We start from the raw sequence: 12969 nt of genomic DNA on the forward strand, positions 1-12969 counted from the left end.
GGGTGGGACAGCCGGCTACGGCACCCGGGGGTGGAGGGTCTGCTGGAGGAAGGTGTGCAGGTTGCGGCCGACTACGTCGGCGGCGAATTCCTGGTGGAAGCGGGTGCGGGCTGCCGATGCCAGGCGGGTGATTGTGGCGGGGTCTTCCATCAGGGCGATCAGGATCTCGGCGGCTGCGTCGGTGTCGTCCAGGGGCCAGAAGAGGCCCTGGACGCCGGGCTGGATTACGTCGGGGATGCCGCCTACGGGCGCGGCGACGACTGGGAGGCCTTCGGCCATGGCTTCGACGAGGACGATGCCGAAGCTTTCCATGGTGGCGGTGTGGCAGTAGACGCGGTGCTGGCGCAGGATCGGGCGCGGGTCCGGTTGGTAGCCGAGGAACCGAAGTTGCTCCGCGATACCTAGGTCGGCGGCGAGCTTCTGCAGCGCGGCGCGTTCGGGGCCGTCGCCCACGATGGACAAGGTGTAGCGGTGGCCGCGGGATGCCGCTGCGCCGAGGATCCGGAGTAGGTGGCTGTGGTTCTTCCGGGGCTCGAGGCCGCCGATCGTGACCAGATCGGCCACGATCGAGGGGGCGACCGCCGGTTGCGGGCTCTCCGGGACCGGGTTGGGTACGACGGCGTTCGGCACCTTCAACAACGCCGGGATCCGGGCTTCCAGCTGGGACTTGTTGAAGCCGGACACGTAGACGATCCCGTCGAGCCGGCTCAGTACGTCGGCCTCGTGCTGCTGGATCGCCTGGAACAACGAGCCGCCGCGCGGGATCTCGCCCTTGTCGGCCCATTCGTCGGCCTGCGAGATGTTCAGGTGCGCGACCATCACGACCGACTGGGTCGTGCGCACCCGGAGCGCGACCCCGGCGCTGATCGGGCACTGGGCATAGATCACCGCATCCGGCCGCGAGGCGAGATGCCGGCGCAGGGCCGCTTCGAGGTACCGCGCGTGCCAGTACTCGTGCCACCGAATCCCCGCCGGCCGGCTGATCCGCCGTACCAGGATCCGGGCCGCGAAGAGCGGCAGCACGAACGGCGACCGCGCGGAGAACGGACTGACGACACTCACCGGTTCGGACTGATCGCGCAGGAACGAGTCAAAGGTCCGCACATGACTCTGCAGACCGGACGGCCCCTCCAGCCGCATCAACGTCGCAATGATCACCTCGCTCACGCAGTCACCCCTTCCAGGGACGCCGCTGCGAAGTGCTCGTGCTGCGCCTTCTGCAACCGGCTCCACCAGATTCCGCCACCGACGATCGACGCGATGGCCGTCCCCCACACAGCACCCTGAGCACCCCAGAACACCGCACCGACCGCGGCCATCCCGACGAACAGCGTGGTCACGACGAGCTGGCACTGCATAGTCAGGTCGGCCCGACCGAGGGCGCGCAGCGCAGCCGACGGACCCACATGGGTGCATCCCGCGGCACAGCTCACGACGATGCCGAGCACCAGCCCACGCGCGTCGGCCCAGACGTCACCAAGCACGAGCCGCCCGATCCCCAGCGGGAACGTCACCATCACGGTCACTCCCCAGCCGAGGGCGACGACCGCCAGACCACCACTCAACGCGGCACCCAGTCGGAGCAACGCGCGACGCCCACGGGTCAGCGCCCGCGCAGCCTCCGGCACCGCGACCTGGCCGACCCCCATCAGCAGCGCGGCGACCGGGCCGATCACCATCTCCGCACCCCGTATCGCACCGGCGGCCGCCAGCCCGCCCGTCGCAGCGACGACGAGCCCCCGGATCTGACCACCGGCACCCAGTACGACGTTCTCGATCAGGAACCGGACACCCAGATCGCGGTGCTTGCGCAGCCAGCCGATCGCGAGTCCCGGGCGGGGCACGATCCGCGATTGCCAGATACCGAACAGTCCCGCGACCCACGCCGTACCGCCGAAGACGAGCAGTGCGAAGGTGATGCCGCGGATGTCCGCGGCGTACCCGACCGCCAGCACGCCGACCATGAGCACGGTCCACACGGTGTCGTTGACGAACGTCTTGGCGCCTTGCCCGGCAGCGAAGAACGCCGACCGCCAGCTGTCCTGATACATCAGCCCCGGCAGAACGATGCCCAGGGCAATGAAAGCGGCGCCGGCCTCGGACCCAGGCGTGTAGTGCTTCAGCACCAACCCCAGCCCCACACAGATCACACCACTGAGTACGCCGACGAACAGCGCGACCCCGCCCGCAGCGGCGACCGCCTGCCGCCAACCGTCCTTACTGGCCGCGCTGAAGCGAACCATCACGGCATCGGTCGACAGCGCCCTCGAACAGTTCAGCGCGATCGCATACGCGACGAACGCCAGACCGAGCGCACCAAGACTGGCAGCCCCCATCAGCCGCGCCACGAACACGCCGAGCAGGAAGTTGCCGAGACTGGACACCGCCTGATCGGCGATCCCCCAGCTCAGCCTCCCAAGGACCTGGCGACGCACGTTCACGACCGGCCCCCGAACAGTACGGCGGTCAGCTCGGCGAACTGCTCGTCCAGCCGCTCACGCATGACCTGCAGCCGCTCGTGGATCGTGCGGACCACCTGCGCCCGCTCCCCCTGCAGCGCCACGAACTGCGTGTACAGGCGCTCGGCGTCAAGCTCGCGGATGTCCTGGAACCACTCCGCAACGCCGAGCTGCTCCATCAGCGCGAGGTGCTTCCGTCCGTAGCCGATCGCGATGGTCGGCTTGCCGAGCTTCAGCCCGAACAGCACGGTGTGGAAGCGGGTACCGATCACGGTGTCGACCGTGCCGAGCTGGTTCATCAGCTCGTCGGCGGACGTGAACGGTTCGTACACCACGTGTGCTGACTGGACGCGGGACTGCACATCCAGTGCGACGACCTCGTCAGCCTCGTCGCCGATCAGCAGCCGGACGCGCCGTCCGTCGGCCAGCAGCCGCTCGACGAACTGCGTCATCTGCGCTGTGTACTCCTCCTGGATGCGCTCGGCATCGGCCCGTTCCTCAGTGCCTCCGGAGTAGGCCATCACTCCGACACCAACGGAGTCGCCGGCCGGAGCGATCGGTGGCGACGGCAGCGCGAACACGAGGTCCGGATAGACGTGATCGGACTGCCCGGCCATCCGCATCTTCTGGGCGGCACCGAGCGACTGCTCGTCGCGGAACGAGCGGTAGTAGGCCAGCTTGGCGGACCGGGCCAGCAACCAGCCGGTGGCTCGTTCGCGAACCACGTTCGCACCGACGCTGACGAACGCGACCTTGACGCCGAACAGCTTGCCGGACAGCGACATCACGAACTGCGTCCACGGCAGCTCCCACGGCCGCTGCGGCAGCGTCGACTCCAGCACGCCCATCCCCGGCACGATGACGACGTCATGGCGCCGGACCCAGGACATGATCCGCCAGGTGTCGATCAACGACCCCGCCACGATCCGGCCGAGCGTCAACGCCAGTCGGATCGGCTTCGGCCCACGGACGGGTCCGACGCCGTCCAGCCAACCGAGCTGAGCTGCCGGTACGCCGTACCGTTCGGTGACCCGCTTCGGTCCGGAGCACAGGCTGTCGAGGACCGCGTCCGGCCGCTCGGCTTTCAGGTAGGCCAGGACGGCTTCGAGGGTTGCATCGTTGCCGATGTTCCCTGAACCGAGGCGGCCGAACAAACCGATCCGCACGTCAGCGCCCTTCGGATCCGGCGACGACAGCGGCGACCGACAACGTGTCGATCGCGCCGTAGTGCTGGATCGGTTCCGGCCGTACGGCGCCTGGCAGCCGACGGGTCACCCGGCTCGTCAGCCACTCCCGGATGTGGCGGTTGCAGGCGCGCTTGTCCGCGGCACTCAGCGGAGACCGCCGTACGGCGGCGTAGTAGCCGAGGATGTATTCGGCGACCAGCCGGATCGGCGGGTGCACGAGCTTGTTGGACCGCTTCGGATCCAGGTTGCGCGACCAGCTGCTGATGGTCGGGTTCGCCTGCAGCGCACGACCGTCGTGGTGCCGCCGGAAGTACAGCCACTCCGGCACCTGGAGGAAGCGGCCGTGCAGCACCAGCTCGGCCATGAACACCTGGTCCGCGTGATAGAAGCTGCCGTGCGGCTTCACCTTGCGCAGTACGTCCGACCGGATCACGCCGTAGAAGTCGTCGGCCTGGATCGCGCCCGGCAGATCGGCGTCCCGCAGCTGGCTCCGCAGTCGCTCGGGCGCCTCCGGCGCATCGGTGTGCAGCGGGTACTCCAGTGCCTGGATGACGTTGTCCTCGCCGTCGATCGCAGCGGTGTAGGTGTGCGTCAGTACGGCGTCCGGGTTCGCGTCCAGGAGGTCGATGCACTTGGCAACCAAGTCCCGGCCCCACAGATCGTCACCGGATGCCCACTTGAACAGTTCGCCGTGGCTCTTCTGGAAGACGAAGTCATGGTGCGGCGCGGCGCCAACGTTGTGGTCCTGCCGATAGAACGTGATCCGCTCGTCGCGCGCGGCGTACTCACGACAGATGTCGTCCGTACTGTCCGTGGACGCGTTGCTGGACAGGATCAGCTCGAAGTCGGTGTACGTCTGGCCGAGCACCGCGTCCAGCGACTGCGCGAGGTACTCCTCGCCGTTGTAGACCGGCAGGCCGATGCTGAGTCTGGGGTAGGTCATGAGGGGCTCCCAACTGAGGCCGCGGCCGGAGACGAGGTCCGGTGGACCGGACGGAGAAACCGCGGCGAGGCCGCGACGACGACGATCGGTACGGCGAGGAGTCCGCCGCCGAGCACGTCTGTGAACCAGTGCATGGACAGGAGGAGCAGCGAGAAGCCCATGGTCAGCTCGGCCACCATCACCAGCCACCAGGCCCACAGCGGCGGGCGTTGCCGCCAGACGAGCAGAATCCCGCCCAGGCAACTGAGCAGGATGACCATGTGACCGGACGGGTAGGACCCGCTGAAGGACCCGACGTCGTTGTGTGTATCCGGCCGGCCGAGAATCGCCTTGCTGACCTGGGTCAGGAACACGGTCACCACTGCGAGGCAGCCGACGTAGACCACCGGCGACCAGGACTTCCGGCGTACGGCGGCGACCGCACCGGTCACCGCGAGCGCGGCGAGGGCGACCGGTGGGCCGGCACCGTCGACGACGTTGCCGAAGACCAGCTGCCACGGTCCCCAGACGTCATCGGGTCGGAACACTTCGCGCAACACGCGATCGAAGTTGTCGGTCGGTTCGACTGTGACGAACACAGCCAATGCCAGGAACACCGCCAGACTGATGAACGCCCAACGGTGTGCCACTGACAACTTCGAACTCACGCTGCTCCTATCAAGCGAACTTACGGAAAACGGGCTGGACAGGACGCCCTGGCAGGAACGCTGAAACGTCCCGTGCGTCGAGGGCCTTGCGGTAGACGATGCAGGCCTGCGCCACCGCCTCGACGGTGCGCTCGATGTCGGCGTCAGTGAGGGCGCTGCTCACCACGAACGACGGGCCGATCACGCCGCCGAGAAGCAGCTCGCGGAGGAAGAGCGTCCGGTACGGCTGCGACGGCGCGAAGTTCTCGTCGAGCGTCGCGAAGACCAGGTTGCTCGCCCGGCCGCGGACCAGCACGTGGTCCTCGACACCGGTCGCCAAGGCGACCTCGCGGACACCCGCCGCCAGCTTCTCCCCACGTTCGTGCAACCGCGCGGCGATGCCCTCTTCGGCGTACACGTCCATGACCGCCATCGCCGCGGCAAGAGAATGCGTCTCGGCGCCGTGCGTGGTGGACAGCAAGAAGACGCGCTCGTTGGTGTCGCGCAGACCGCCGCGCTCCATGAATTCGCGCTTCCCGGCCAGGGCCGACACGGCGAACCCGTTGCCGAGCGCCTTGCCGAAGGTCGAGAGGTCGGGCGTCACGCCGTACATGCCCTGCGCGCCGGCCTCGGAGAAGCGGAAGCCGGTGATCATCTCGTCGAAGACCAGCAGTGCGCCGTAGGAGTGGACGAGGTCGCGCAGCCCCTCCAGGTACCCAGCTGGCGGTTCCTGCTGGGTCGCGGCTTCCAGGATCAGGCAGGCGATCTCACCGTCGTACCGGCGGAGCAGCTCCTCGGTCGCGGCCAGGTCGCCGTACGGGAAGGCGACGGTCAGGTCGCCGATCGCGTCCGGGATGCCGGCTGCCATCGGGGTCCGGGTGATGAACCAGTCGTCGGTCGAGAAGAAGGCGTGGTCGGAGCAGATCGCCACGCGGGTCCGGCCGGTGATCGCGCGGGCCAGCTTGACCGCGGCCGTGGTCGCGTCCGAACCGTTCTTGGCGAACTTCACCATGTCGGCCGTGGGTACCGAGGCCAGGAACCGCTCGGCCGCCTCGGCCTCGAGGATGCTCGGGCGGACGAAGTTGCTGCCGCGCTCCAACTGACCGCGGACGGCCTCGATCACCCGCGGGTGCGCGTGCCCGAGGCTGACCGCGCGCAGGCCGGAGCCGTACTCGATGTATTCGTTGCCGTCGACATCCCAGACGTGGGCGCCAAGGCCACGCTCGATCACCGGCGCCATGTCCTCGGGGTACTGATCGTCACCCTTGGCGTAGGTGTGCGCGCCGCCCGGGATCGCCTTGTGCAGGCGGGCGTTGGCGGCGATGGACTTCTCGAAAGACTTGCTCATGTCAGCCTCGCAAGGGCTTCAGCCAGGGAAGGCGCTGCGAGGTCGCGCTCGGACATGAGCGTGACCGGCAGCGGCCAGTGGATGTCGAGAGCCGCGTCGTCCCAGCGGATCGACACGTCCTCGGACGGGTCATGCGCGCGATCAATCCGGTACGAGACATCGGCCGGCTCGGTCAGTGCCTGGAACCCGTGCGCGCACCCGGCCGGCACATACACGGTCACCTGGTTCTCGCCGGTCAGGTCGAAGGTCTCGCGTTGCCGGTACGTCGGTGAGTCGGGGCGAAGGTCGACGACGACATCCAGCACGGCGCCGTACGAGCACCTGACGAGCTTCGCCTCACCGGCACCCGCACGGACGTGCATTCCCCGTACGACGCCGCGGCGGGAACGGGAGATGCTGTCCTGCACGAAGGCATCCGGATCGAGACCGGCCTGCTTCAGCACGTCGCGATCGAACGTGCGCGAGAAGAATCCGCGCTCGTCGACATGCGGCGTCGGCCGGAAGATGAGTGCACCGGCGATGCCGGCGACTTGTTCGACCTGCATGCTCATCTCCTCAGCTCGTGCGGCTCGGGCAGCGGAACCAGGTACGTCGCACCCCAGCCGCCGTCGGCCTCGAGCTGGGCGATCACCTCTTCGGCGATATCCCAGGTCAGCACCAGTACGACGTCCGGCCGGGCAGCCTTCAGTTCCTCGACCGGACGGATCGGGACCAGGCAGGCTCCGGGGATCCGGCGGCCGTGCTTGCCGGGGGCCTTGTCGACGGTGAACTCGAGCAGGTCGGTGCCGACCTTGCTCAGGTCGAGCAGAACCGGTGCCTTGGAGGGAGCGCCATACCCGAGGACCTTGCGGCCGGCAGCCTTGTGCCGGGTCAGCTCGGCGTGCAACGCGCCCGCCGCATGCGACGCGGCCTCTTGCAGGCTGGCCAGCTGGATCTCGTCCGCGATCCCGGCTGCTTCTTCGTCGGCCAGGACAACGTCGACGGAGGCATCCGGCTTGGCGTCCGCGGTGTGCCGCAGCATCACCATCAGGCTGCCGCCGAACATCTCGACCTGCTTGACCGATTCGATCGCCAGGCCGTTCAGGTTCGCGATGTAGCCCACCGCGCGCAGCGACTGGTAGACCCAGTGCCCGTGCCGGATGGTGTCGAACTGGTTGCCGACGAACAAGGGCAGTAGGTGGTGGAACTCCATCACCAGCAGGCCGCCGGGCGCGAGCCGCTCGGCGCGCAACCTGAAGCTCTCCCCCATCTCCGGCTCGTGAACGAGACCGTGGACGTCGACGACCAGGTCGGCTTTTTCATTACCTTTTGCGAGGGTGGAGCCGGCGGCGTACAGGTGGTCCAGCCAGGAACCGCCGTGCGGGCTGCCGAACTCGAAGACCACACTGCCGTTGAGCTCCGGGTAGTCGCTGAGGATCTCCTTGACCGAGGTCTCGGCGTGGGCGAGGCTCGTCGCGGACTCCACCGCCAGCGGCTCCTCGGCAATCTGTGCCTCGACCGGGCCGAGCTGAACCAGCGTGCAGACGCGGCACAGCCACAACGACAGCGGGTGGCGCGGATCCGGACCGGGTGTGTCAGCGGTCGGGAACAGGTCAGCGGTCGGCTGATCACCGAGATCCACAACCGGTACGACGTCAGTGCCGCCGCACCCGCGGCAGTTCACGCTCACCACGTCAACATCCCCTTGCCGGTCGTGAAGGCCTCGGCGTACCGGGCCCGGCATTCCATCCCGCGCAGCCGGGCGAGTCCGGTGAACGTCTCCGCGTCGAACCAGTCGTGCGGGACCTGGGACGGGTACGCCTTGTGCAGCCGCACGACCTTCTCGTGCATCTGCTCCTCGGTCAGGTCGACGTACAGCCAGGGGCGGCCGAGGTCGCCGTCCCACTTCGGGATCTCGTAGTGCAGGACCAGGTGGTTGCGCCACACCGTCGGCGCCAGTTCGGCGATCAGCCGGTGGTCCTGGTGGGCGTCATGCCGGCTGGGCGCCAGCACGATGTCGGGCCGCCGATCACTGCGAGCCGTTGCCTCGAGCAACTCCTTGGTCTCGTTCCAGTGCGCGGGCAGCCGGCCGTCCGGCAGCTCGGCCGAGGTGACGGTCACCTCGCACTCCGGCAGGAACAGCTCCGCCCCACGGCGGGCCTCCTCGAGACGAAGCGGCGCACCGGTGGCGATCACGAACTCGGCGGTCAGCTCCGGCACCGACTCGGCCAGCTTGAGCAGCGTGCCGCCGCAGCCGATCTCGATATCGTCCGGATGGGCGCCGAGGGCAACGATGTGGACCGGCCCGTCGATCAGGCCGAGCTGGAACGGGAGCATCAGATCGCCACCACGACCGGGTCGGAGGACAGCTGACCGTTCGGCCGGCGGTTCTCGTGTGCCCACAGTGCCCACGGCTTCTTGCCCGAGCGGTAGAGCTCCTCGAGCTGGCTGCGCTCCTTGAGGGTGTCCATCGGCGCCCAGAACCCGTGGTGCGGGATCGCCTCGAGCTTGCCGACCGCGGACAGCCGCGGGAACGCGTCACCGACCAGATCCTCGCCCTCGTTCAGGACGTCGAAGATCTCCTTCTTGATCACGAAGTAGCCGCCGTTGATCCAGACGTTCAGATCGGCCGCCGAGCGCAGTCCGGTGACGCGTGAGTCGGTGCCGAACTCGACCACGTGGAAGGACGCCTGCGGCGGGACAGCGAGCAGGCTTGCCGTCACATCGCTCGCGATCACGTGGTCGACGATCTTGTCCATCGGCGCGTCGGTCAGCACGTCGCCGTAGTTGGCCAGGAAGACGTCGTCGTCCTCCAGGTACGGCCGGACGCGGCGCAACCGCTCACCGATGCTGGTGTCGATGCCGGTGTCGACGAAGGTGATCTTCCACTCGCTGATGTCGGAGTCGAGCAGCTCGATCCGCTGCCCGCCCTTCGTCATCACGAAGTCGTTGGAGACCGTCTCCTCGTACCGCAGGAAGTACTCCTTGACCGCCGAGCCGCCGAAGCCCAGCGCCAGGATGAACTCGGTGTGGCCGAAGTGTGCGTAGTACCGCATCACGTGCCACAGGACCGGCCGGTCGCCGATCGTCATCATCGGTTTCGGTGCGGAGTCGACGCCGCTGCGCATGCGCAGCCCGAACCCCCCGCAGAAGATCACGACCTTCATCTTGTGTTCCTTCCCCCCACAACTGCTTTGTTCAGATGACTTCGAGGCGCGGGATCGGTACGACGAGCTTGGCGCCCCACTCCCGGGCGTAGCCGAGCTGGTGGACGATCTCGTCGCGCAGGTTCCACGGCAGGATCAGGATGTAGTCGGGGCGCGTCTCGGCCAGGTGCTCGGGCGCGAAGATCGGGATGTGCGTCCCCGGCAGGAACAGCCCGTGCTTGTGCGGGCTGCGGTCCACCGTGTACGGCAGCAGGTCCTCGCGGATCCCGCAGTGGTTCAGCAGGGTGTTGCCCTTACCGGGCGCGCCGTACCCGGCGACGGTCTTGCCGTCGCGCTGCGCCTGGATCAGGAACTCGACCAGCTCGGCCTTGATCGTGAAGACCTCGTTCGCGAAGCCGGCGTGGCCCTCGACCGTGTGCAGACCGGCGTCCGCCTCGTCCTTCAGCACCTTGCCGACCAGCTCGGTCGGTTCGCCAGCGTTCTCGATGGGCGTGCTGAAGACACGCAGCGATCCGCCGTGGCTGGCCAGCTCCTGCACGTCGACGACCTTGAGGCCGGCCTTCTCCAACGCGAGCGCCGCGGTCTTGAGGCTGAGGTACGAGTAGTGCTCGTGGTAGATCGTGTCGTACTGACGACGCTCGATCAGGCGCAGCAGGTGCGGGAACTCCAGCGACACCAGGCCGTCGTCCTTCACCAGCGCGCGCAGGCCCCTGGCGAAGTCGATGATGTCCGGGACGTGCGCGAACACGTTGTTGCCGGCAACCAGATCGGCCTTGCCGTGCCGGGCCGCCGCGTCGGTACCGGTCGCCTCGCCGAGGAAGTAGCTCTCGGTCCGGATGCCCTTCTCGTTCGCGATCGCGGCGATGTTCCCGGCCGGCTCGATGCCGAGCACCGGGATGCCGAGGGCAACGGCATGCTGCAGCAGGTAGCCGTCGTTGCTGGCCGCCTCGACGATCAGGCTCTCCGCCCCGAGGTCGAGCCGCTCCTGCATGTCGACGACGAACCGGCGGGCGTGCTCCACCCAGCTGGTCGAGTACGACGAGAAGTACAGGTAGTCGGAGAAGACGTCATCAGCTGCCACGTACGCCGGGAGCTGGACGAGCAGGCAGTTGTCGCAGATCCGCACGTTCAGCGGGTAGAAGGTCTCCCCGGCGTCGATCTGGTCGGCGCGCAGGAAGCTCTCGCACGGCGGTGACATGCCGAGGTCGACGAACGTCCGGTTCAGCTCTTCGCCGCAGAGACGGCAGGCAACAGTCTGAGCCATCTCAGTTGCCCTCCTTGAACACATCTGCCAGCGGGCCGGGGAACTGGTCTTCGGTCTGGCGGACCAGCTGACCGTCGACCAGGCCGGCGCCGAGCAGCTGCTGGATCCGGCGCAGTCGCACGAACTGCGCCGACGTGAAGTCGTCGTACGTCAGACCGTGCTGCTGGTAGGCGGCGTACATCTCCTCGACGCCCTTGCGGACCGTCCACTCGAGCTTGAGGCCCGGGAAGGTGTCGTTCAGCTTGCTGAAGTCGACCTTGTAGTTGCGAAGATCCGGCCCGGCGCCGTCGGCGATCGACAGCGTCGACCCCGGAACCACCTCACGGACCATCTCGGCGATGTCGCGGACCTGGACGACGTCCTCGGACCGGCCGACGTTGAACGCCTCGTCGTGGATCAGGTCGCGCGGTGACTCCAGCACCTCACCGAACGCGCGGCTGATGTCCTCGATGTGGACGAGCGGCCGCCACGGGGTGCCGTCGCTCTCCAATCGAACCTGGCCGGTGGTCAGCGCGACCGCGGTCAGGTTGTTCACCACGATGTCCAGCCGCAACCGCGTCGAGGCGCCGTACGCGGTGGCGTTCCGCAGGTACGTCGGGCTGAAGTTGTCGTCGGCCAGCTTCGACAGCTCCTGCTCGGCCAGCGCCTTGGTCTCCCCGTACGCCGTCACCGGGAACATCTCGGCGTCCTCGCCAACCGCCTCGGACCCGGCCGCGCCGTACAGGCTGCAGCTCGACGCGAACAGGAACCGCCCGACGCCGGCGTCCTTGGCCGCCTGGGCCACGTTCAGCGTGCCGCGCAGGTTGACCGAGTACGTCGCCTCCTTGTCGAGGTTGCCCAGCGGGTCGTTCGACAACGCGGCCAGACAGACCACCGCGTCGTACCCCTCGAGCTCCTTCGCCGTGACGTCCCGCATGTCCCGCGGCCTCCGGTCGCCGATCGGCTCCGGCCCACCCAGCAGGTCACACCCCTCGTACAGCCCGGTGTCCAACCCGTCCACCACATGTCCCGCAGCCCGGAGGAACGGCACCATGACGGCCCCGATATAACCCCGATCGCCGGTGACCAGCACTCTCATCCGTACGCTCCCTCACCCCGACACTCCCCTGTCGCCTCATACAGATCCACTTCAAGCCCTCCTGATACATCCAATCGCCCCCGATTCCACGCCCCCTGCCCACGCCGACCGCTCGGGCAACCCCGCACCGGGGCGCACCTTGTGAACCGACCAACCGCCACGGCATGTCCTTGGGCACCCACCAGCCACCCCACACTCCACAAAGTGACTGACCCGTGCACAAGGCGAGTCTCAAGCGACCCCGCCGACTGAACCCACCGTGCGCGGGGACCGCGAGTGTGCGTAGATTGTCGTCGGCAAACGATTGCCCGCAGCACAGTCCGGCCACTCGGTGCCTGTATGTCGCGAACGACATATACCTTGGGTCTCGTGAGTCGCAGTCGCTGGAAGATGTTGCGTGAGCGGAAGCTTGCCGAGGGGTTCAGCGAGCCGGCGGATGTCGCCGATGCCCGGCGTGAGATCCGGCTGTCGATGGCACTGGCTCAGGCGGTGTACGAACGACGTACCGAGCTCGGCCTGACACAGACCGAGCTTGCCGCGCGCTCCGGTCTGACCCAGGCGAAGATCTCGCGGATCGAGGGGTCAGACACTGTGCCGACCCTGCCCTTGCTCGCGCGCCTGGTACAAGCTCTCGACGCAACGCTCAACATCGCGCTGGACGACGCCAAGACCGAGGTCTCGTTCGTCGCGCACAGCACCGACGCGGCCTGACGCTTCCGTTCGGTCAGCGCTCGCGAGCCGCCCGAGTCGGACCGGCGACCGCGCCCGCGCCACAACTGGTGGCCGGAGACACCTTGTGGTGGCTGGAGACCTGTTGCCTGAGGTCTCCGGCGGCGTGTTCCTGTCTCCGGGCACAAGTGGTGGCGCGGGGCGGCGGGCTGAGGAATTTCTGCCAATTTGGGGTGGGATGTATCAGCG

General features: G+C 67.9%; 13 protein-coding genes. 1 reads left to right on the forward strand and 12 read right to left on the reverse strand.

Features of this window, described 5'->3' with window-relative positions:
• Positions 1–15 precede the first annotated feature (15 nt).
• Genes E1261_RS36650 through E1261_RS36700 form a run of 12 tightly spaced genes read right to left on the reverse strand, consistent with a single transcriptional unit; the run spans position 16 to position 12051 of the window.
• Complete coding sequence (locus E1261_RS36650; protein ID WP_165952764.1) at positions 16–1167, reverse strand: glycosyltransferase family 4 protein; 1152 nt, start codon at positions 1165–1167, stop codon at positions 16–18.
• Positions 1164–2441: an MATE family efflux transporter gene (locus tag E1261_RS45595; RefSeq protein ID WP_165952765.1), complete on the reverse strand. Its 1278-nt coding sequence runs from the start codon at positions 2439–2441 to the stop codon at positions 1164–1166. Before E1261_RS45595 ends, E1261_RS36650 begins: the two co-directional genes overlap by 4 nt.
• The gene (locus E1261_RS36655) at positions 2438–3625 is read right to left on the reverse strand and encodes a polysaccharide pyruvyl transferase family protein (RefSeq protein WP_165952766.1); all 1188 of its coding nucleotides are present in this window, start codon (positions 3623–3625) and stop codon (positions 2438–2440) included. The genes E1261_RS45595 and E1261_RS36655 overlap by 4 nt, the downstream gene beginning before the upstream one ends.
• Before the next feature lies 1 nt (position 3626).
• On the reverse strand, positions 3627–4589 hold the full coding sequence (locus E1261_RS36660; RefSeq protein WP_132414337.1) for a glycosyltransferase family 2 protein: 963 nt from the start codon (positions 4587–4589) through the stop codon (positions 3627–3629).
• Entirely contained in the window at positions 4586–5236 is a 651-nt protein-coding gene (locus E1261_RS36665; RefSeq protein ID WP_165952767.1) for a phosphatase PAP2 family protein, read from the reverse strand. The genes E1261_RS36660 and E1261_RS36665 overlap by 4 nt, the downstream gene beginning before the upstream one ends.
• A 10-nt stretch (positions 5237–5246) precedes the next feature.
• Complete coding sequence (locus E1261_RS36670) at positions 5247–6563, reverse strand: glutamate-1-semialdehyde 2,1-aminomutase (RefSeq protein ID WP_132414339.1); 1317 nt, start codon at positions 6561–6563, stop codon at positions 5247–5249.
• Positions 6560–7108, reverse strand: coding sequence for a dTDP-4-dehydrorhamnose 3,5-epimerase (gene rfbC, locus E1261_RS36675; RefSeq protein ID WP_132414340.1), 549 nt, complete (start codon positions 7106–7108; stop codon positions 6560–6562). The genes E1261_RS36670 and rfbC overlap by 4 nt, the downstream gene beginning before the upstream one ends.
• A gap of 2 nt (positions 7109–7110) precedes the next feature.
• A complete protein-coding gene (locus tag E1261_RS36680) occupies positions 7111–8232 on the reverse strand; it encodes a methyltransferase C-terminal domain-containing protein (protein ID WP_165952768.1) in 1122 nt (373 codons plus the stop codon).
• Positions 8229–8879, reverse strand: coding sequence for a PIG-L deacetylase family protein (locus E1261_RS36685; RefSeq protein WP_132414342.1), 651 nt, complete (start codon positions 8877–8879; stop codon positions 8229–8231). The genes E1261_RS36680 and E1261_RS36685 overlap by 4 nt, the downstream gene beginning before the upstream one ends.
• Complete coding sequence (locus E1261_RS36690; RefSeq protein ID WP_132414343.1) at positions 8879–9709, reverse strand: sugar phosphate nucleotidyltransferase; 831 nt, start codon at positions 9707–9709, stop codon at positions 8879–8881. The genes E1261_RS36685 and E1261_RS36690 overlap by 1 nt, the downstream gene beginning before the upstream one ends.
• Before the next feature lie 31 nt (positions 9710–9740).
• Positions 9741–10973, reverse strand: a complete 1233-nt coding sequence (locus tag E1261_RS36695; protein WP_132414344.1) for a class I SAM-dependent methyltransferase — start codon at positions 10971–10973, stop codon at positions 9741–9743.
• A 1-nt stretch (position 10974) separates the two neighbouring features.
• Complete coding sequence (locus E1261_RS36700) at positions 10975–12051, reverse strand: NAD-dependent epimerase/dehydratase family protein (RefSeq protein ID WP_132414345.1); 1077 nt, start codon at positions 12049–12051, stop codon at positions 10975–10977.
• A gap of 369 nt (positions 12052–12420) precedes the next feature.
• On the opposite strand from E1261_RS36700, the gene E1261_RS36705 reads away from it, so the two are divergent.
• Positions 12421–12762, forward strand: a complete 342-nt coding sequence (locus E1261_RS36705; RefSeq protein WP_132414346.1) for a helix-turn-helix domain-containing protein — start codon at positions 12421–12423, stop codon at positions 12760–12762.
• Positions 12763–12969 lie beyond the last annotated feature (207 nt).

This window comes from Kribbella albertanoniae, from assembly GCF_004348455.1.
GTDB classification, from domain to species: domain Bacteria; phylum Actinomycetota; class Actinomycetes; order Propionibacteriales; family Kribbellaceae; genus Kribbella; species Kribbella albertanoniae.

Bases quoted from the DNA above. Each gene is read 5' to 3' on its own strand.
- E1261_RS36660 (WP_132414337.1), bottom strand. From the start codon at position 4,589: ATGACCTACCCCAGACTCAGCATCGGCCTGCCGGTCTACAACGGCGAG.
- E1261_RS36670 (WP_132414339.1), bottom strand. From the start codon at position 6,563: ATGAGCAAGTCTTTCGAGAAGTCCATCGCCGCCAACGCCCGCCTGCAC.
- rfbC (WP_132414340.1), bottom strand. From the start codon at position 7,108: ATGCAGGTCGAACAAGTCGCCGGCATCGCCGGTGCACTCATCTTCCGG.
- E1261_RS36685 (WP_132414342.1), bottom strand. From the start codon at position 8,879: ATGCTCCCGTTCCAGCTCGGCCTGATCGACGGGCCGGTCCACATCGTT.
- E1261_RS36690 (WP_132414343.1), bottom strand. From the start codon at position 9,709: ATGAAGGTCGTGATCTTCTGCGGGGGGTTCGGGCTGCGCATGCGCAGC.
- E1261_RS36695 (WP_132414344.1), bottom strand. From the start codon at position 10,973: ATGGCTCAGACTGTTGCCTGCCGTCTCTGCGGCGAAGAGCTGAACCGG.
- E1261_RS36700 (WP_132414345.1), bottom strand. From the start codon at position 12,051: ATGAGAGTGCTGGTCACCGGCGATCGGGGTTATATCGGGGCCGTCATG.